We start from the raw sequence: 19,494 nt of genomic DNA, 5'->3' as shown, positions 1-19,494 counted from the left end.
TAGCGCTTGACCGTGGCGTCCTTGATGGTTCGGTTCATTCGCTCGACTTGACCGTTCGTCCACGGGCAGCGCGGCCTGGTCAGGCGATCATCGATCTTCCTCTGCTCGACACCAGCACCGACCGCGCTTATCTCGGGACCCAGCAGGGTTCGCCGCGGCGGGCCCTTTTTTCGTGCGCACCGCCCTTGGCCCCGGCGAGCCGGATTTTCCGGACCCGGACGGATTATCGCGCCGCGACGCACGTCAACATCCCGACATGTCAAGGTTGGAAGCATTCTCAGGTCCGCCGACTTCCCCTCTGCGGGCGTGCCAGGCCACGCGCGGGCGGCAGTCCATCACGGGGCGGCGCGCCGTCCGCGGAGGCCTGGCACCGCGGCCGGCACGAACTTTCGAAATGATGTGGCGCAGCGACCAATACAATCTGCGATCAGGATAAGATTTTTTCGCTTGCATCGCGCGTTTTTTCTGCCAAAACCGCGAAGCTTATCTTCTGGATTGGGGTTTATACATGCGTATGCTCGTAATCGGCGCAGTCCTCGCCGTCGCCATGCCTTTCGCCGCGCAGGCCCAGGAGGCCGGTGACGCCGCCGCCGGCGAGAAGGCATTCGCCCCCTGCAAAGCGTGCCACAACTTCCAGAAGAACGGCGTGGGCCCCGACCTGAAGGGCGTCGTCGGTCGCAAGGCGGGCACCTACGAGGGCTACAACTACTCGGCCGCCCTGAAGAACTCGGGCATCACCTGGGACGAGGCCAACCTGCACGAGTGGCTGAAGAACCCGAAGGCGAAGGTGCCCGGCAACAAGATGATCTTCCAGGGTATCGCGGACGACAAGAAGATCAACGACCTCATCGCCTACCTGAAGACCCAGTCCTAAGTCGGACTGGTCCCGGACCAAGGATACGCGCGGCCTCCCACTGCGCACCCGCCGCGATAGACCCCGCCCGGCCCAGCCGAGCGGGGACTTTTCCGTTTACCCGAGGACGATCGCCCAAAAATATTTTGATTTTTCTTCGCCAGAGCTTCCCATCCGGCAGGATGGTGTTACTCTAGGCGCAGTCGCTCGGCGTAACGCACCGGGCGTCCTCAACCTTCAGCCCCGCCGGCACCCGCCGCGCGGGGCTTTTTCGTGGCTCAGCGGCCGCTGCCGGAGGAGAGGCTCGACCCGACACTGCCGGAGAGCTGGCTCGGCGTGCCCAACTGGGTGCCGTTCGGGTTGGTGTCCAGGCCGAGATCGGGGGACACGAGGCCGCCCGGCGCGGGGTTGGTCGACTGGGCCGGCTCAAAGGCCTGCCGGCCGCCGGCCAGCGGGATGATGACCCGCTCCTGCCGGATCGTGGTCTCGCAGAGACCCTGGCAGATCGGCACTGTCAGGTCGGTCTCCTGGCAGATCGCCTTCATCTCGCCCCGGATGCACGTGCAGCGGCAGAGCGCCGAGGCGGGGGCGGGCAGCGCCAGCAGGGCGGCGGCGAGCAGGAACAGGCGCATGGTGATCGACCTCATTGCCCGCGACAGGGCGATCGGGGCTCGGCGGGCCTCATAGCACGACGCGCCCCGGAGCCCGAGCGTGCCAGCGCTCCCGGGGGCCGCGCGTTCGGGCTCCGGGGTGTCGGAGGGGCCCGTCGCTCAGCCGGCCGTGACGCGGCGGTAGCTCGCCGCGAAGGCCTCGGCGGCCTCGCGTGTCAGGTCCGTCACCACCAGTCCGGCAGTGTAGACGGTCCACCGTCCGTTCTGGTCTTCCGTGATGCAGATTTCGGCCATCGGGCGCCTCCACTCCACGCCACAACAAAGCCGAGCGTACCTGACGAGTTCCTGAACCGCGCCGGGCGACCAGGCCTCCGGCGCGCCGCCCTCCCGAGCAACGTCCTCCCGGAGGATGCGGACGGGCCGGAAGGCGCGCCCGGACACGGCGGCCTCGACCCAGACGCGGGCCGCCGCGGCCGCGGGGTGATCGGCGAAGGCGGCGGGGCGCGGCGGCCATTCCGACTCGGACTGGACGACGTAGCCGCGGGTGCCCGCGGCGCAGGGACCGACGTAGCCGAAGACCTTTCCGGTCCCGTCGACGAGGTCGGTGCAGTGGACCGGCCCCTCGGTTCAGCGGAGATCAGGCATCGTCACGCCCCATGGTCTCGCCCCGTAAGCGGTCCGGGGCCGCGCACCGCGCGGGCCGAGGCGAGTCGACGCCGGCGCGGACCGCCCCTATACGCGCCAGGCGGCCGGATCGTCATCGGCGCCCTCCGAGCCCGCAGAGGGATCCGGCGTGGCTGACGGAGCGGCAGACGGCTCAGGGGAAGGCCCGGCGGACCGCTCGGCGGACAGCGTGGCGATCGTCGGCCTGGGCTATGTCGGGCTCCCGCTCGCCCTGGCGTTCGGCCGGGGGCGGGCCACGATCGGCTACGAGCGCGCCGCCGACAAGGTGGCGGCCTACCGGGCCGGGCACGACCCGGCCGGGGAGATCGACGCGGAGGCGTTCCGAGCCGCCGCGCACCTCGCGATCACCGACGACCCGACCGCGCTGGGCGCGGCGGACGTGATCGTCGTCACCGTCCCGACCCCGGTGGACGCGGCCCAGTGCCCCGATTTCGACCTGCTGATCCGGGCCTCGGACCTCGTCGGCCGGCACATGCGGCCGGGCGCAATCGTGGTGTTCGAATCCACGGTCTATCCCGGGGCCACCGAGGAGGTCTGCATCCCGGTCCTGGAGCGCGCCTCGGGCCTGCGCTGGAAGACGGATTTCTTCGTCGGCTACTCGCCCGAGCGGATCAACCCGGGCGACCGGGAGCACAGCCTCGCCCAGGTGGTGAAGATCGTCGCCGGCGACACCCCCGAGACCCTGGAGCGGCTCAAGGCCCTCTACGGGTCGATCATCGAGGCGGGGCTCCACGCCGCCTCGTCCATCCGGGTGGCCGAGGCTGCCAAGGTCATCGAGAACACCCAGCGCGACCTGAACATCGCGCTCATGAACGAGCTGTCGCTGATCTTCGACAAGCTCGACCTCGACACCCAGGAGGTCCTCGCAGCGGCGGGGACCAAGTGGAACTTCCTGCCGTTCCGCCCCGGGCTCGTGGGCGGCCACTGCATCGGCGTCGACCCGTACTACCTGACCCACAAGGCCGCGATGATCGGCTACCACCCGCAGGTGATCCTGGCCGGGCGGCGGATCAACGACAGCATGGCGGCCCACGTCGCCCGCAGCACGGTGAAGCGGATCGTCCGGCGCGGCGGGACCGGGCGGGCGCGGGTCATCGTCCTCGGCCTGACCTTCAAGGAGAACTGCGCCGACCTGCGCAACTCGAAGGTCGGCGACCTCGTGCGGGAGTTGGAGGAATTCGGCTGCGCCGTGTCGGTCCACGATCCCCGCGCCGGCGCGGCGGAGGCCCGGGCCGAGTACGGCATCGCCCTCGTCGACTGGGCCGACTTGCCCACCGAGGCCGACGCGGCCGTGATCGCGGTCCCGCACCGCGACTACGCCCGACTCGGCCCGGAGGCGATCGCCGCTCGGGTGAAGCCCGGCGGCCTGATCGTGGACGTGAAGGCACTCTTCGAGAAGGCGCCGTTCGCGCGGCTGGGCTACGAGGTCTGGCGGCTGTGACGGCGGCCGCGCCGAGGCCGCGACAGCGGCGCGACGCGTGGCCAGAAACGCGGCACAGAACGCGGCGAGAAGCGCGACACGACCCGCGATCATCCGGACGACGAGGGAAGACGCCATGGACGAGACGGGCCACGAGAACCGGCCACCCGCGCCCAGCGACGCGGCAGCGCTCGCGGAGCGGCACGCCCGCTACCCCGACGCGCAGATCCGCACGATCCTGAACGGCACGCGCACGATCGCGCTGGTGGGCGCCTCGGCGAATCCGGCGCGCCCGAGCTGGATCGTCCTGAAATACCTGCTCGACCGGGGCTACGCGGTGACGCCGGTCAATCCCGGCCTCGCCGGCCAGGACCTGCTCGGGCGCCGGGTGGCCGCCTCCCTCGCCGAGGTCCAGGCCGGGCTGGGCGACCAGCCGATCGACATGGTCGAGATCTTCCGCAACTCCGCCGCCGCCGGGCCGCTGGTCGACGAGGCGCTGGCGCTGACGCCGCCTCCGAAGATGATCTGGATGCAGCTCGGCGTGCGCGACGACGCGGCCGCCGCCCGGGCCGAGGCGCGCGGACTGACGGTGATCATGAACCGCTGCCCCAAGATCGAGTACGGCCGGCTCTCCGGCGAGATCGGCTGGACCGGCGTGAACTCCCGGATCCTCAGCGCCCGGAAGCCGGTGCTGGCGGCCAGGGGCGTCCAGAAGCTGACCATCGCGGAGCGGGGCCGGCGCTCCGACGGATAGCGGTACTCTGATACCTCAACCGCCAACACGCTGAACAAAATAGCTTTTCCGGGATTTTAAACTTCCCTGTTGACCCAGCGTCTGGGACCGTCTATGCACCCGGCACCGCCGCCGCGTGTGCCCCACGCGGCGGCTCGTTTTTCGGCACCCCGATGTCCGCGGATCCCGACGCGTCGGGGTCCGGTCCGTCGGAACCCCTGGGATTTGGCTATGAAGACCACCTCGCTGAAGCCCGCCGAGGTCGACAAGAAGTGGATCGTGATCGACGCGGAGGGCCTCGTCGTCGGCCGCCTCGCGTCGATCGTGGCGATGCGCCTGCGCGGCAAGCACAAGGCCGCCTACACGCCCCACGTCGATTGCGGCGACAACGTCATCGTCATCAACGCCGAGAAGGTGAAGTTCACCGGGCGTAAGTACAATCAGAAGAGCTATTTCTACCACACCGGCTATCCGGGCGGCATCAAGGAGCGGACTGCCAAGTTCATCCTCGAGGGCCGGTTTCCCGAGCGCGTGGTGGAGAAGGCCGTCGAGCGCATGCTGCCCCGCGGTCCGCTCTTCCGCCAGATCCTCGGTAATCTCCGCGTCTACAAGGGCACCGAGCACCCGCATGAGGCCCAGCAGCCGCAGGCGCTCGACGTCGGCGCCCTCAACCGCAAGAACGTGAGCGCTTGATCATGGCGACCCTGCAGTCCCTCGCCGACCTCAACCGGTCGAACACCGGCGCGGTCGACCCCGCCAACGAGGCCCCCGTCCACGTCCAGAAGCTGGACGCGCAGGGCCGCGCCTACGCCACCGGCAAGCGCAAGGACGCGGTCGCCCGCGTCTGGATCAAGCCCGGCAACGGCACGGTCACGATCAACAAGCGCCCGGTGGAGACCTACTTCGCCCGCCCGGTGCTGCGCATGATCCTGCGCCAGCCGCTGGAGATCGCCGGCCGCGTCGACCAGTACGACATCACCGTCACGGTGGCGGGTGGCGGCCTCTCCGGCCAGGCCGGCGCGGTGCGCCACGGCCTGTCGAAGGCCCTGACCTACTACGAGCCGGAGCTACGCGCCCCGCTGAAGCGTGAGGGCTTCCTCACCCGCGACGCCCGCGTGGTCGAGCGCAAGAAGTACGGCCGCAAGAAGGCCCGCCGCAGCTTCCAGTTCTCCAAGCGTTAAGATACCCGGTCACACCGGTGTCACGGAGAGGGCGGCTCCTGCGGGGGCCGCCCTTTCGCGTTTTCAGGCCGCGGTACGGCCGTTGACAGGCTGTCGCACCGCGCGCACCTGATCCCCGGCCGCGGTGCCCGACTCGGGCGGCGAGGCACATTCGAGAGAGCGAGACGAGCGATGTCTGGCGCAGGCGCGACGAAGCCCACCGTGTTCATCGACGGCGAGGCCGGCACCACCGGCCTCGGTATCCGCGAGCGCCTGGAGCGCGACGGGAGGGTCGCCCTGCGCAGCATCGCGCCGGAGCACCGCAAGGATCCGGCGGCGAAGCGCGCCCTGCTCGCCGAGGTCGACCTCGTCGTGCTCTGCCTGCCGGACGAGGCCGCCAAGGAGACCGTGGCGCTGGCCGACAGCCTGCCCGGCGGCGGCCCTCGTGTCCTCGACGCCAGCACCGCCCACCGGGTCGCGGAGGGCTGGACCTACGGCTTCCCGGAGCTGACCCGGGAGCAGGGGGCGGCGGTGGCGCGCGCCCGGCGGGTCGCCAATCCTGGCTGCTACCCGACCGGCGGCGTCGCGCTCCTGCGGCCGCTGGTGGAGGGCGGCCTGATCCCGGCCGACCACCCGATCAGCGTCAACGCGGTCAGCGGCTACAGCGGCGGCGGCAAGAGCATGATCGAGGCCTACGAGCAGGGCACGGCGCCGCCGTTCCAGCTCTACGGTCTCGGCTTCGCCCACAAGCACCTGCCGGAGCTGCAGCGCTACAGCGGGCTCACCCGGCGGCCGATCTTCGTGCCGTCGGTGGGCAACTTCCGGCAGGGCATGCTGGTGAGCGTGCCGCTCCACCTCGAGACCCTGCCGGGCCGGCCCAGCGCCTCCGACCTCGAGGCGGCCTTGCGCGACTGGTACGCCGGGCAGCCCCTGGTGCAGGTCGTGCCGGGCGCCGCCACCGGCGCGCACCGCGAGAAGATCGAGCCGGAGGATCTCAACGACACCGACCGGCTGGAGCTGCGCGTGTTCGGCTCGTCCGTGCACGGGCAGGCGGTGCTGGTGGCGCGCCTCGACAATCTCGGCAAGGGCGCCTCAGGGGCAGCCGTGCAGAATCTTGGGCTGATGCTCGGGCTCGACGGCTGAAACCGGCGCGTCGGTTCGATCGGTCGTCTGAGTGCGAGGAGGCAACTACGCGCACTCGGACCGGCCTGTCTTCGACCCTATCGGATCGCCTTACCGCCGTCTGGGACCGCGCAAAAAAACATCGAGATGCTTTTCATTGACGTGTCGTGCCACACCGGCATGCGCGTAAACGGATCGGACTCGCCCTGCGCGGGAGCACGGCTTGATCGACGCGCCCCTAGAGCGCCCCGCTTCGGTGAGCGCGTTCACCCAAACGGTTGCATCCCCGTTCAGGCACTTGAACGTGCCGGCGGATCCGGTGCGCCGGTACGATCATAGCAGGTTGGAGGCCGACCTTGTGTGGCCCAAGCCGGAACGTTATCCAAAGATACGTTCATCCGCTGCGCGCAGTGCAGAAGGAAACTCCCCCGTCGCGTCCTTTGTCAGCTGCGCGATCACGCTCTCAACACAGTCGATTTGCTGTTGTAGGGCCATGAAGCGAGGGCCGGAAGCGGCCCCGTCACCGACGACGAAGCTACCCTTCCGCCGACGTGTGTCGCGCAAAGACTTCACCGATGCGACGATCATTCGCCGTTCTTCTAATAAAGCTGTCCACAACTCGTACAATCCTTCCAATTCTAGGTGATCAATCATTAGATTTTCCACATCAGCCATTTATTCCCGTATCCCAGGGCCACTTTTCATCAGATCCGATCGGCTCGAGCGATCAGCGGCAAATCTCCGGGTGAGCCACCCCGATTGACGTGATGCCCGCACGTGCCTGCAACCCGGAAGCCTCTGAGGCTAGTTGACCCGCCCGCGTGCCACACCGGCCTCGCGAGAGCGACTGCGCGGCTTCGCATAGCGCTCTTCGACGTGCGCTTCAGTAGCTTCACGCGAGAGTAGGAATCACTAATGATGATTTGACTCAAGTGAGACCTGTGACGCGGCGACAACAGCCATTCCGAGCCCGAATTGCCATCATGGCCCCAGGGACAGCAAGGGTTTGCCGGCTGGGTTGGTAACCGTGGTAACCGCCTCAGCGAGCGCCAACCCCGCTGGCACTGCATTGGCAGATCGGGCGAGGCGGACGAGTCGGTGGCGATTTACGTCTTTGGCGACAGCCACGCGCACTACACTTTCGCGCGCTGCGCTGATGTCACAACCTTCTGGCTGGGGCCGCGGACCATGCACCGGGTCGGGCGAGACGGCGCGTCGTTCGTACCACACTTGGTCACGCCGAAACCGGACGACGCGGTCGTTCTGGTGTTCGGAGAGATTGACGTGCGCTGCCACATAGCCCGGATCGCGCGCCTACAGGGCCGACCGATCGAGTACATCATCGGGGAACTGGTCGACCGCTACGTCGTGAGAACCCGAGCAACCTTTGAGCATTTCGGCCTTCGGTCACGCATCTTCATGCTTGGCGCTCCGCCGCCGATGGATCCGATCACCCCGAATCCCGATCTGCCCGTCCATGGACCGCTCAGCGAACGGATCGCGATCCGCCGCATGCTCAACGCGGTACTGGAGGTACACACGAAGGCATTCGACATCACCTACGTGCCAATCCCGGCGCTGTACGAGGAGCCGGACGGGTCGCTGCGGAAGAGGCTAAGCGACGGTCACGCACATATCGCGATGGATCACGCCCACCATATCTGCCACGAGGTCGGCGCACGGATCGGCTCGCCCTTGCGCTTCGATCGCCCGGTCTGGCTCGAGCGCATTTGCCTCGGCGCCCTCAGGGCTTGGGGGTTCTGGCGGCACGACGCCGAGGCACTATGGGACCTCGGTCGCCTCGTCTACGGTCGACGTCGGCGCGCCCATGCTCTCGACACCCGCCACGCAGAACGATCCTTCTCACCTAATTTAACACGATGAGTGGAGCAGGCAGCTGGAACCATCCGCCCGCTCAGCGCTGCGGTGGATAGCTCGGTCCCACTGATACATCGGAAGGACGACGCGGACCTCGTCCCAGGACCGGCTTCAGCAGAGATCGCAACGGCGTCGCGCCCACATTCGTTTCGCGGTAAGCACGCGCAACGAGCTCGATAGCGAGGTGTGAACCGACGTCTTAATATTTCTCTGCACGGAGGCTAGGCCACCAGAACCGGCTTTTCGCCCGAAGGTCGCCATCTCAGGACGTCCCAGGATTTAGCTAGGCCACAGGGCGGATGAGGTTTTGCAGAGAATGCGTATAGGGCGGCCGGAGCGTGAGCGGGAGATCAGCCTGCAACGCAACGGCCTGCGTTCGCACAGACAATCTCACGGACACGCGCATGACAACCGGATCGTCCATATCTGATAACGATGCAGAAAAGCAGAAGCTGGTTCGCCATCTCGGGACTTTTGACTCGAACATTCGCTTCCCGGCACCCTACGTGGCATTCGCTGGAAGGCCCTCATCGCAAATATTTGACCATGGCTGGCACTACGATGCGCTCGGCTATCGCAACGACGTAGCCGCTGGACCAAGGAGTAAAGACGAGACCCTGAGGGTGTTTATTGTCGGCGACAGCACGCTGGTCGATGGACTCACGAACGACGATACCGTCCCCGGAAGAGTTCAGACACTGCTACGCCAAAAATTCGGCATCGGGGCATGTGTTTACAATTTTGGCGCAATATCCAGCTGCCTTAACCAATCTATAATGCTCTCTACCATGAAATTGATCGATTTAGATCCAGATGTTATAGTTATAATAGGCGGCGGTACAGATACTTTCCAGCCCTGGACGTTTGATCCACGCCCGGGAAATCCGTACAATATGTTTGCTCTCGAAGCCATTTACGACGACCTGTTTTCTCAGGATCAGCGGCAGGGAGCACTGTCCAGTCTCAGCCGAGAATCGGTTCAGGATCTGATATTTGCGCGACTGCGCAATCTGAGACTGATCACGCGTTGGAAGGATCCAGCTTGGGAATGGGAGGTGGTGAGGAAGTTCGAACTCGCAGTTGACCGTCTCGGCCGGCTCTCAAAAGGTATCGCTATACCTGTCCATTTCATTCTTCAGCCCATGGTTGTTCGCAAATCATCGCCGACCGAGAGCGAAAAATCATTCGCGTCCGAAGAATTTCTGAATTACCTCGATCGCCAATACGAAAGATTGAAAACCGTCATATCAGAGTATGAGGGGAAGTATGGCTCTCGCGATTTTTTCAGCATTCATGATCTAAGCGACGCGTTTATGAAAATCGGCGAACAGATATTTACAGACATAGTTCATTACAATGATGCCGGCAGGCAAATTATGGGCAGTAGTATATTTGGTCTCATAAGAAAGGACTGCGAGATCAACCACAGAAACAACTCGTGAATGTGAATTGTGTGAGGTCGGTCGGGCCGAGACCGCCCGGCCGTCCACGTTGTCGACTTCCGCGCGCTCGAAAAGGTATGCGGCTTAAGCGGTGCGCCTGTCTGCGCCCCTTTAGCACTCGGACAGGAGCAGGACCGGCGACTCTCGCGTAGATTGCATCCGCGGATCACATCGCGCACATTCACGAAGGTGACACTTGTCGATTTCATGCGGTCTCACATTGACCGCTGGCTCTTCTGCCTGAGCCCTAAGCCGCCGGAAACGCTTGACACGCAGATCACCAGTGAGGGGCGGCGGCCAGGAATCGCGAGTTATTTCGACCTTTGTTTCGCTCGGGCTTGGGGTCAATCGCGGCATAGGCGCCGGCTTACCGCCGTCCGGCGCTCCCTTGACTTCGTCATCGCCACGGTCCTAGCAGCCGGGCATCTTCGGGACGGGACGGGTTCATGACGGCCAAGCGAGCGCTGATCACGGGAGTGACGGGCCAGGACGGCGCGTATCTGGCGCAGCTGCTCCTGCAGAAGGGCTACGCCGTCACCGGCATCGTGCGGCGCTCCAGCCATGCCGGCGTGTTCGATCACCGGTTGAAATGGCTCGGCATCCTCGACGATGTCGAGCTGGTCGACGGCAACCTGCTCGACCAGTCCGCCCTGCTGCGCATCGTCCAGGCGGCCAAGCCCGACGAGATCTACAACCTCGCGGCCCAGTCGTTCGTGACCTCGTCCTGGCAGCAGCCGCTGCTGACTGGACAGGTCACCGGCCTCGGCGCGGTGCACATGCTGGAATGCCTGCGCTCGGCGGCACCCCAGGCGCGCTACTATCAGGCCTCGACCTCGGAGATGTTCGGCCTGATCCAGGAGGCCAAGCAGAGCGAGTCGACGCCGTTCTACCCGCGCTCGCCCTACGGCGTGGCCAAGCTCTACGCGCACTGGATGACCATCAACTACCGCGAGAGCTTCGGGCTGCACGCGTCGAACGGCATCCTGTTCAACCACGAGAGCCCGCTGCGCGGTGTCGAGTTCGTCACCCGCAAGGTCACCGACGCGGTGGCGCGGATCAAGCTCGGCCGGCAGAAGGAGCTGCGGCTGGGCAACATCGACGCCAAGCGCGACTGGGGCCACGCCCGCGACTACGTGAAGGCGATGTGGCTGATGCTGCAGCAGGACCGCCCGGACGATTACGTGATCGCCACCGGCCGGACCACGACGGTGCGCGACATGTGCGAGATCGCGTTCAAGCACGTCGGCCTGAAGGTGGACGACCACCTGATCGTCGACCCGGCGCTGTTCCGGCCGGCAGAGGTCGAGGTGCTGCTGGGCAACCCCGCCAAGGCCAAGGCGACCTTCGGCTGGGAGGCCGAGACCAGCCTCGAGGCGCTGATCACCGAGATGGTCGACGCCGACATCAAGCGCCTCAGCGCCAACGCCTGACCGGGGCGGCCCATCGGGAGGCATAGCCGAGGACGGCACGGGCCGGAACACCCTTTCCCCGGCGCGCCGGGCGGCGCGGACCGACACCGGACAGATGCCTCGTCTACCGTCCGGCGGACATCAGTGGAAGCACGCCGCATGACGACTTTCAAATACTCGCTCGAAGATTACGCCTTTGCGGAGTCCGAGTTCTACACCTACCGGCGTCGCCTCGCCGACTACGTCGTTCGCCTCTCCGATGCGGCCGCATTGCTGCGCGAGCACACGAATGAAGTCACGGTTGCCGGCGTCGGCCTCGCGCCGCAGCCCGGCGACGCTCCGGTGATCGACGGACCCGGGTTGCCGGGCTCCCTCGACATCCACCGCACTCTGGAGTGCTATCGGGGTGCCTATCAGCGTCTGCGCACGACCTGGGATGGGTTGAACCCAGCTCAACGCCAGGGACTGCGTTCGCCTCCATCCGGTCTGCCGACGCTGCGGCCGGTCGACGGTTGAGGCACCCGCCCGCGATCCACCCGCCCCCGGGCCGGGCTGCGGCGCGGGCCGGATCCGGGAGGTCCGTCGCGGCCGGCGAACGGCGGGGCTCTGATCTCGACGACGCCCTTCTGGATCAGGACATTGCAGCATCCCAGGACGCTGGTTATCAGTTCGGCCCGCTCGAAAATCCGAGATAATATGGACGCCCCGCCGCAATCCGACTTGTCCGCTCCCGGTTTGGCGTCCGCGCGCGGGATGACGATGGGATCCGATGCCTTGGCGCAGGCCATCGCGCAATCGGGGCTGTTCGACGCGACCTGGTACACCCTACGCCATCCGGAGGCGGCCGACGCACCCCTGGCGCACTACATCGCGCATCAGAACGCGGATGGGTTCGATCCGAACCCCCTGTTCAGCACCGCTTGGTACCGGGCCGAGGCCCCGAGTGCGGGGGAGAGCCCGCTCCTACACTACGTTACAGCCGGCGCGGTCGGTGGCCTCGATCCGCATCCGCTCTTCGACACCTCTTGGTATCTCGCCTGCAACAGCGATGTCGCCGGCGCGGGCGCGAACCCGCTGCAGCACTATCTCGCCGAGGGCGGCCGCGAAGGCCGCAACGTCCATCCGCTGTTCGACACCGGCTTCTACCTCCGGCAGCGTCCGGACGTGCGCGATGCGGGTCTCAACCCGTTGCTGCACTTCCTCGCAGACGGGAGCCGGGAGGGGGTAGACCCTCACCCTCTGTTCGACAGCGCGTGGTATCTCGCCCGCTACCGGGACGTTGCTGCAACCGGCGAGAACCCTCTCGTCCACTACATGCGCCTCGGGGCGCAGCTCGGCTACGATCCGCATCCGCTGTTCGACACGCAATGGTACCGCCAGACCTTCCCGGACGCGGGCGAGAACGCGCTGCTCGACTATCTCGGCCGCGATGCCGCGGACGGCGCCGAGCCGCACCCGCTATTCGACTCCCCCTGGTATCTCGAGCAAGCGCCCGACGTGGCCGAGGCGGGGATGAATCCCGCGATCCACTACCTGACCGACGGGGCACGCGCGGGCCTCAGCCCGCATCCCCTCTTCGATCCGGCCCATTACCTCCGGCAAGTCCCGGATGCCGTCGACGCTCGCGCCAATCCCTTGCTGCATTACCTGAGGGACAGCGGCACGGCGAGCCCGCACCCGCTGTTCGACGTCGCTTGGTACCTAGCGCGCACGCCCGAGGCACGGGGCCTGAATCCGCTGCTCCATTACAGGACGCGCGGCGCCGCGCTCGATCCACATCCGCTATTCGACGCCGCCTTCTACCTGTCCCGCAACGCGGATCTCGTCGGGACCGGCCGCAGCCCGCTCGCGCATTTCATCGAGGGGGGCGCCGCGGAGGGGCGCGATCCGTGTCGGCTGTTCGACACATCTTGGTACTTGGAGCGCAATCCGGACGTGGCCGGCTCCGGGCAGAATCCCCTGGTGCACTTCCTCGGCGACGGCGGCCGAGAGGGGCGCGACCCGCACCCGCTGTTCGACATCGGCTGGTACCGCTCCCGCGTCCCGGATATCGAGGACGCCAACCCCCTGGTCCATTACCTCGTACACGGCATCCGAGCCTGCACGAACCCGAACCCCCTGTTCGACGCCGCGTGGTACCGTGCGCACCATCCGGAGCTCGGGCGGGACCAAGATCCCCTCGTCGACTACATCGAGCGCGGGGTCCACATCGGATCCGAGCCACACCCGCTGTTCGACGGCGGCTGGTACCTTCGGACCTATCCGGACCTGGTCGACACCTTCGAGACACCGCTGCACCATTACTTGCATCTCGGCGCCGCGGAAGGCCGGGATCCGAGCCCGAATTTCTCGACGCGCTGGTACCTGGAACGCCACCCGGACGTGGCCCGCGCCGGCCTCAATCCGCTGGCCCATTTCGCCACCGCCGGCCGGACCGAGGGCCGGGCGCCGCTGCCGCTCGAGACGCTCCACGAGCGGCGCAGCACCGCGGCGCTTCTGACGCTCGCCACGGAGGTCCAGGACATCCACCGGCATATCGGGCTGATGGTGGTGCAGCCCACCTTCGTGGTGCTGGTCGGCGGCGCGGACGTCGAGGCGGCCGAGTGCACGCGGGCCTCCCTCGACCGGCAGATCTACACGCGCGCGCTCCGCTGCCAGACGCCGTCGGCGGCAGCCGACGCCCTCCGGGACCTGGAAAACGCCTACCTGCTGTGGCTGGAGGCCGGCGACGAGCTGCCTCCGCGCGCCCTCTACGATCTTGCCTGCGACATCAACCGCGCGCCCGACACCGACCTGATCTACGGCGACGAGGAGGTCCCGGGCCGGTACGGCATCCTGCCTTTCTTCAAACCAGGCTGGAGTCCGGACTACCTCGAGAGCTTCGACTACGTCGGCCGGGCGGCCTGCTACCGGGGTGCCGCGGTCGCCAGCCTGCTGGTCGAGGCGCGTAGCGCTTTCGATCTCACCCTGCGCCTCGGCGAGGCCGGCGCCCGGATCCGGCATCTGCGCCGGATCCTCCTGCGCGGCCCGGACCGGCGGTACGGGGAGGACGCGACCGAGCGCGCGCTGATCGGGGAGCGGCTGGCGCGTACCGACCGCACGGGCGCGCGCATCGACGTCGCTTCTCGGGCCCGCCGCTACGCCGTGGCGCCCGGCCCGCGGACCGAAACCGTCTCGGTGATCGCCTCGCTGATGCTCGGTCCCGTCGGCGAAGAGGCGCGATCGGTCGAAACCTTTATCAGTCGGATCGCCGCGATCCGGGAGGAATCGAGCCACGCCCGTCTAGACGTGACGGCCGTCCTCGATCGGGAGGCCGGTTCCGTCGAACAGGCCGCCCTTCGCGCGGCCGGGTGCCGACCGGTCGTCGCGCCCACGGGAGCGATCAGCCCCGCGGGCCGGCTCAATCACGGGGCCCGCGAGGCGAGGGGCGACGTGCTGCTATTCCTCGCCCCTGAGCTGGAGCCGACCGAGCGTCACTGGATCGAGCGTATGCTGATCCATCTCGACAAACCTGCGGTCGGCGCCGTCGGCGCGCGCCTGATCGGCGGTGACGGCCAGTTCCGGCACGCCGGCCTCGTTATGCATGCAGGCCTGCCCGAGCCCGTACGCGAGGGCAACGGTGGGGCAGACGGCTATTTCTTCAGCGCCGCCGCCGCCCGGAATTTCCTGGCCGTGAGCGGGGAATGCCTGATGACCCGGGCCGCCACGTTCGCCGAAGCCGGGGGATTCGACGAGGCGCTCGGCGGGGCACTTTGGGATGTCGATTACTGCCTCGGCCGATGGGCGGCCGGCTCCCGGATCGTCTACGAGCCGGGCGCGATCCTGGCCGATACCGGCCCTTGGCAGGCGCCGCGGCCGCGTGCCGTTGAGGTTGAGCACTTCGTGCGCCGCTGGGGCGCGCGGGTCGTCCACGACCCCTTCTACAACGAGGCCGCCTTCAGACTCGGACCGCCGAACTACGACGGGCGAGGGCTGCCCTGACGGCGTGGGCTCGAGTTTACGGAACAGGCCGCTTCAATTAGTGCGCTCACCGAGATCAAATCCGCGCGGCCGCCGAGCGCTTTCTCAACACCAAGACGCCATGAGTCGAATCGACCCGATCGCGCTCGCGGAGCCCATGAGCGCGGGCACGTCACCCCTGAGCCGAGAGGTGCCGTAATGGCGCTCAACTTTACATGGAGCCGTCGCGAGGGCCTGACCGGCATCGGCCGCCGTATCGGCAAGGAGATCCTGCGCAGCGGCACCGCGCGCGTTCTGCGCGCGGGCTGGCGTCACGGCGAGGGAGCGCTGAGCGGCCTCGACGGGCTCTATCACCGCTGGGCTGGCGCACCGGACACGCGCGCGAGCCGCAATCCACTGGTGCGCCTCGCCGCCCGCGGCGGCCTTCCGCCCTCGACCGACCCAACGTCCGAGGCCGAACAGCTCGCAGCCCTCGCCCCGCATTTCGATGCGGCCTTCTACGAGAGCTGGTACGGGATCGGAGGAGCGTCGGCGCTGCACGACTATCTGCGCACCGGCTGGCGCCAGGGCCGCGACCCCCGCCCCGATTTCTCGACGGCGGAGTACCTCGCGGCGCATCCCTTCCTGCGTCACACCGACATCAATCCCTTCCTGCACTACCTGCAGACCCGGCTCGGCCACGGGGTCGATGCAATCCCGCGGCCCGACGCCCGTCGCGCCGCCCGCCTCGCACGTCGGCTGATCGACCCCGACTACTATCTCGCCGGCAATCCCGATCTCCGGGCGGCGGGCGTCGATCCGAGCGATCACTACATGAACTCGGGCTGGCGCGAGGGCCGTGACCCATCGCCCCATTTCGACATCCTGTATTACTGCTTGACCCGCGGCCTCAGCTACACGACGGACAATCCGCTGCTGCATTACGTAATGCATGGCGGTAAGGCGCGGCCGCTGAGCGAGGACGAGGCGGTCTCGTTCCGGATCGAGACGATCGCGCCCTACTTCGACGCCGCCTATTATCGCGGCCGGACCGATCAGCGTTCCGACGAAAAGCTGCTGCGCGCCTACGCGGCCGGCGAGTGGCGCCAGATGCGCAGCCCCCGCCAGGAGTTCGACCCGGCGGGCTTCGTGCAGGAGCGCGCGGAGAGTCGCGCGGTTCGCGGCGATCCATTCTTCCGCTACATCGCGGAGACGCTTATCTCCGCCGAGACGCCGTTCGAGAGCCCAGGCCGGATCAGCTTCCCCGCGGTCGACGACGACTGGTACCGGACGACCTATGCCGACGTCCGCGGCAGCGGCATCCGGCCCTACGTGCATTTCGCCAGCGTGGGCTGGCGCGAGGGGCGCGACCCGGGACCGGAGCACGCGACGCTGTACACGCTGCTGCGCGTGTGCGGGTTCCGCCCGGACACGCCGCCGGTCGAGGATACCGGCTGGATCGCCGAGATCGGCCGCGAACCGGTGGACCGCGAGGCCTACCTGCGGCTGCAGGCGGCGTTGGCGGCCCTGCACTTCGATCACGCCTTCTACAGGCGGCGCTACGGCGTGCCCGACGAGGTCGACGCGATCCGCGATTATTGCGAGCGCGGCTGGCGGATGGGACGCAACCCGCGCGCGGATTTCAACGGGCGGGATTATCTCGACCAGCACGGTTACGTTCTGGAGACCGGGGTCGCGCCGTTCATCCACCATCTCGCCACCGCGCTGATGCTCGGCGTCGACATCGGCACCGGCTTCGACCCGCGCTATGGTACGCCGCCCTCTGACGCGGACGAGGCGCTGATGGACGAGGCTCTTCTGATGGAGCCGTATTTCGACGCTGCCTTCTACGCCAAGCGCTATCCGGACGTGGCCGGCGCGCAGGGCGGCCCGCTCTCCCACTTCGTCGCCCACGGCCAGCACGAGGGTCGGCTTCCGAACAAGACCTTCTCGTACGACTTCTACGGCAAGGCTTACGGTCACCTGCTCGCCGCGGGCGAGTCGCCGTTCCTGCACTACGTCCGGACCGGCCGGGCCGCCGGGCTGATGGCCTGTCCTGAGGATCTCGGCACTTGGCCGCCCATGCTCGCCCCCGAGCCGGCCGATTGGAACGGATTGCCGCAAGCCCTGCCGATCGCGCAGGCCGACGTCGTCGTGATCATGCCGGTCTACAAGGGTCGCGGCGAGACCCTGCGCGCCATTCACGCCTGCCTCGTCGCCCGGCAGCAGACCCGGTTCACGCTGCTCGCGATCAACGACCGCTCGCCCGACCCGGAGCTGTCCGCAGACCTCGCCGACCTCGCCGGCCGCGGCCTGTTCCACCTCGTCGAGAACGAGCACAACCTCGGCTTCGTGCGCTCGGTCAATCGCGGCCTCGGCCTCCGCCAGGGCAAGGCCGTGGTCCTGCTCAACTCCGACGCGCAGGTCTTCGGCGACTGGCTCGACCGGCTCGTCGCCCACACGCGCGCCCGTCCGCAAATCGGCAGCGTGACCCCGCTCTCCAACAACGCCACGATCTGCAGCTACCCGAAATTCAACGCCAACAACGGCATGCGGCTCGAGATCGAGCGGCCCGAGCTCGACGCGGTCGTGTCGCGGATCAACCGGGGCCGCGCCGTCGCGGTGCCCACCGGCGTCGGCTTCTGCATGTACATGACCGAGGAAGCCCTCGAGGCCGTGGGCGTGCTCGACGAGGTCGCCTTCGGCAAGGGCTACGGCGAGGAGAACGACTGGTGCATGCGCGCCATCAAGGCGGGCTTCGTCAACCTGCTCGCGGAGGACGTGTTCGTCTACCACGCCGGCCAGATCTCGTTCGGACTCGACGAGGGCGGCGAGTACGACCAGGGTCAGGCGGCGCTGCTGGCCAAGCACCCCGACTATCCGGCCGTGGTCGGCCAGTTCGTGGCCGCCGATCCCGGCCGGCAGACCCGGGCACGGATCGATCTGTACCGGCTGGCCCGACACTTCCGGAGCCGAGCGGTCCTGTTCGTGACCCACAGCTGGGGCGGTGGCATCCAGCGGCACATCGAGGACATGATCGCGCGCCTGCAGGGCGAGGGGGTCAGCGTGGTGCTGCTCTCGGTCGACCGCGACCGCAACATCCAGATCAACGTCTCGTACCGCAGCGCCGAGAACCTCTACCTGCCGACGATCGAGAGCCTGTCCCTGATCCGGGACGAGGCTCAGGTCGCCGAGTTCCTCGATTGGCTGGCGCCGGTCCTGATCCACGTGCACTCGCTGGCGGGCCTGCGCTGGTCGGCGGTGCGGACGATGATGCGGCTGGTCACCGAGGCGGGGCGCCCCTATGCCTGGACGCTGCACGACTTCTCGCCGGTCTGCCATCGCAACCATCTAGTCCAGCCCGACGGCACCTATTGCGGGCTCGCACCCGTTCCGGTCTGCCGGGGCTGCATGACCGCGGATGGGGAGGCCCGTGAGGAACCGGATCCGGAGGAGCGGCGGACGACGTTCGGCGCCTTCCTGGCCGGCGCCGCGCAGGTGTTCGCGCCCTCGACGGACACGGCCCGGCGGCTCAACGCAGTCTATCCGAACTTGGCGATCACCGTGCGGCCTCACTTCGAGGCGGACCGCCGCATCCGGCCGGCGATCCGCAAGAGCGGGGAGGGAAGGCGCCGGGTGGCGGTGCTCGGCGCCATCAACATGATGAAGGGTGCGCGCTTCCTTCAGGCGCTGGCCACCGACGCGCGGGATCGGGACCTCCCGATCGACATCACCATCGTGGGCTTCTCCGACCCGGCTCTGCGTCCGGCGCTCGCGGCCGTCGGCATCACCGAGACCGGCCGCTACATGAGCGACGACGAGGCCCTCGACCTGACGGCGCGATCGTTCGCCGATCTCGTGCTGCTGCCGGCGATCTGGCCCGAGACCTACTCGTACGCGCTGACCCTGGCGCTGCGTACCGGCCTGCCGGTGGTGGCCTTCGACCTCGGCGCGCAGAGCGAGCGGCTGCGTGGCTACGCCCACGGACACGTGCTGCCCTATGCCCTGATCCACGATCCGGCCGCGTTCAACGACCGGCTCTTAGACGTCGACATCTCGCCACGCGGGCGGATTCGCGGCCCCATCCGGGCGGCCGAATACGACGACCTGATGCGCGACTATTACGGCCTGGACCCGGCGCCGGCCGGAATCCGACATCCCGTCGACGAGGACGCCGCATGATCTCCGTCAACGAGGACATGAAGCAGGAGATGCTGCGGCGCGGCATCTCGGTGCTGCACCC

At 67.6% G+C, this 19,494-nt stretch carries 15 protein-coding genes and 1 pseudogene; 12 read left to right on the top strand and 4 right to left on the bottom strand.

The genetic code is table 11. The features are described 5' to 3' along the window. Positions 1-95, bottom strand: a pseudogene (locus ME121_RS34480) (integrase core domain-containing protein); the annotation flags it as partial. A 413-nt stretch (positions 96-508) separates the two neighbouring features. Here ME121_RS34480 and ME121_RS29880 point away from each other — a divergent pair. Next, complete coding sequence (locus ME121_RS29880) at positions 509-874, top strand: c-type cytochrome (protein WP_059410114.1); 366 nt, start codon at positions 509-511, stop codon at positions 872-874. 257 nt (positions 875-1,131) lie between these two features. Here the strand turns inward: ME121_RS29880 and ME121_RS29875 are convergent, their stop codons facing one another. Beyond that, positions 1,132-1,485: a hypothetical protein gene (locus tag ME121_RS29875; RefSeq protein ID WP_246753255.1), complete on the bottom strand. Its 354-nt coding sequence runs from the start codon at positions 1,483-1,485 to the stop codon at positions 1,132-1,134. A gap of 138 nt (positions 1,486-1,623) precedes the next feature. Further along, positions 1,624-1,758, bottom strand: coding sequence for a hypothetical protein (locus ME121_RS34475; protein WP_020096204.1), 135 nt, complete (start codon positions 1,756-1,758; stop codon positions 1,624-1,626). 559 nt (positions 1,759-2,317) lie between these two features. Between ME121_RS34475 and ME121_RS29870 the strand changes: the two genes are divergently transcribed. The 5 genes from ME121_RS29870 (at position 2,318) to argC (ending at position 6,604) form a co-directional block, all read left to right on the top strand. Next, a complete protein-coding gene (locus ME121_RS29870) occupies positions 2,318-3,589 on the top strand; it encodes a nucleotide sugar dehydrogenase (RefSeq protein WP_348648833.1) in 1,272 nt (423 codons plus the stop codon). A 115-nt stretch (positions 3,590-3,704) separates the two neighbouring features. Next, the gene (locus ME121_RS29865) at positions 3,705-4,322 is read left to right on the top strand and encodes a CoA-binding protein (protein WP_053622730.1); all 618 of its coding nucleotides are present in this window, start codon (positions 3,705-3,707) and stop codon (positions 4,320-4,322) included. Positions 4,323-4,532: 210 nt separating this feature from the next. Next, entirely contained in the window at positions 4,533-4,994 is a 462-nt protein-coding gene (rplM, locus tag ME121_RS29860) for a 50S ribosomal protein L13 (RefSeq protein ID WP_012318175.1), read from the top strand. 2 nt (positions 4,995-4,996) lie between these two features. Continuing rightward, positions 4,997-5,482 carry a 30S ribosomal protein S9 gene (gene rpsI / locus ME121_RS29855; RefSeq protein WP_012318176.1) on the top strand — a complete coding sequence of 162 codons (486 nt, stop codon included), beginning with the start codon at positions 4,997-4,999 and terminating at the stop codon, positions 5,480-5,482. Between the two features lie 171 nt (positions 5,483-5,653). Further along, positions 5,654-6,604, top strand: coding sequence for an N-acetyl-gamma-glutamyl-phosphate reductase (argC, locus tag ME121_RS29850; protein WP_053622729.1), 951 nt, complete (start codon positions 5,654-5,656; stop codon positions 6,602-6,604). Between the two features lie 357 nt (positions 6,605-6,961). Here argC and ME121_RS34470 read toward each other — a convergent pair whose 3' ends face one another. Continuing rightward, positions 6,962-7,258 carry an HOOK family protein gene (locus ME121_RS34470; protein WP_245337897.1) on the bottom strand — a complete coding sequence of 99 codons (297 nt, stop codon included), beginning with the start codon at positions 7,256-7,258 and terminating at the stop codon, positions 6,962-6,964. Positions 7,259-7,681: 423 nt separating this feature from the next. Here ME121_RS34470 and ME121_RS29845 point away from each other — a divergent pair, with 423 nt between their 5' ends. The 6 genes from ME121_RS29845 (at position 7,682) to ME121_RS29825 (ending at position 19,433) form a co-directional block, all read left to right on the top strand. Further along, a complete protein-coding gene (locus tag ME121_RS29845; protein ID WP_059410113.1) occupies positions 7,682-8,467 on the top strand; it encodes a hypothetical protein in 786 nt (261 codons plus the stop codon). A gap of 398 nt (positions 8,468-8,865) precedes the next feature. Further along, a complete protein-coding gene (locus ME121_RS34465; protein ID WP_179240060.1) occupies positions 8,866-9,903 on the top strand; it encodes an SGNH/GDSL hydrolase family protein in 1,038 nt (345 codons plus the stop codon). Positions 9,904-10,349: 446 nt separating this feature from the next. After that, positions 10,350-11,333: a GDP-mannose 4,6-dehydratase gene (gmd, locus tag ME121_RS29840; protein WP_012317197.1), complete on the top strand. Its 984-nt coding sequence runs from the start codon at positions 10,350-10,352 to the stop codon at positions 11,331-11,333. 138 nt (positions 11,334-11,471) lie between these two features. Then, positions 11,472-11,828 carry a hypothetical protein gene (locus tag ME121_RS29835; RefSeq protein ID WP_053622666.1) on the top strand — a complete coding sequence of 119 codons (357 nt, stop codon included), beginning with the start codon at positions 11,472-11,474 and terminating at the stop codon, positions 11,826-11,828. 243 nt (positions 11,829-12,071) lie between these two features. Continuing rightward, positions 12,072-15,293: a hypothetical protein gene (locus tag ME121_RS29830; protein ID WP_053622665.1), complete on the top strand. Its 3,222-nt coding sequence runs from the start codon at positions 12,072-12,074 to the stop codon at positions 15,291-15,293. Positions 15,294-15,470: 177 nt separating this feature from the next. Continuing rightward, entirely contained in the window at positions 15,471-19,433 is a 3,963-nt protein-coding gene (locus tag ME121_RS29825; RefSeq protein WP_059410112.1) for a glycosyltransferase, read from the top strand. The last annotated feature ends 61 nt before the right edge of the window (positions 19,434-19,494 follow it).

It is taken from the genome of Methylobacterium sp. ME121 (genome assembly GCF_000974725.1).
Taxonomy (GTDB): Bacteria; Pseudomonadota; Alphaproteobacteria; order Rhizobiales; family Beijerinckiaceae; genus Methylobacterium; species Methylobacterium radiotolerans.
The sequence above is the reverse complement of the archived record's forward strand: the minus strand, read 5'-3'. Positions and strand labels throughout refer to the sequence as shown.

Bases quoted from the DNA above. Each gene is read 5' to 3' on its own strand.
- ME121_RS29880 (WP_059410114.1), top strand. From the start codon at position 509: ATGCGTATGCTCGTAATCGGCGCAGTCCTCGCCGTCGCCATGCCTTTC.
- ME121_RS29875 (WP_246753255.1), bottom strand. From the start codon at position 1,485: ATGCGCCTGTTCCTGCTCGCCGCCGCCCTGCTGGCGCTGCCCGCCCCC.
- ME121_RS34475 (WP_020096204.1), bottom strand. From the start codon at position 1,758: ATGGCCGAAATCTGCATCACGGAAGACCAGAACGGACGGTGGACCGTC.
- ME121_RS29865 (WP_053622730.1), top strand. From the start codon at position 3,705: ATGGACGAGACGGGCCACGAGAACCGGCCACCCGCGCCCAGCGACGCG.
- rplM (WP_012318175.1), top strand. From the start codon at position 4,533: ATGAAGACCACCTCGCTGAAGCCCGCCGAGGTCGACAAGAAGTGGATC.
- rpsI (WP_012318176.1), top strand. From the start codon at position 4,997: ATGGCGACCCTGCAGTCCCTCGCCGACCTCAACCGGTCGAACACCGGC.
- argC (WP_053622729.1), top strand. From the start codon at position 5,654: ATGTCTGGCGCAGGCGCGACGAAGCCCACCGTGTTCATCGACGGCGAG.
- ME121_RS34470 (WP_245337897.1), bottom strand. From the start codon at position 7,258: ATGGCTGATGTGGAAAATCTAATGATTGATCACCTAGAATTGGAAGGA.
- ME121_RS34465 (WP_179240060.1), top strand. From the start codon at position 8,866: ATGACAACCGGATCGTCCATATCTGATAACGATGCAGAAAAGCAGAAG.
- gmd (WP_012317197.1), top strand. From the start codon at position 10,350: ATGACGGCCAAGCGAGCGCTGATCACGGGAGTGACGGGCCAGGACGGC.
- ME121_RS29835 (WP_053622666.1), top strand. From the start codon at position 11,472: ATGACGACTTTCAAATACTCGCTCGAAGATTACGCCTTTGCGGAGTCC.
- ME121_RS29830 (WP_053622665.1), top strand. From the start codon at position 12,072: ATGGGATCCGATGCCTTGGCGCAGGCCATCGCGCAATCGGGGCTGTTC.
- ME121_RS29825 (WP_059410112.1), top strand. From the start codon at position 15,471: ATGGCGCTCAACTTTACATGGAGCCGTCGCGAGGGCCTGACCGGCATC.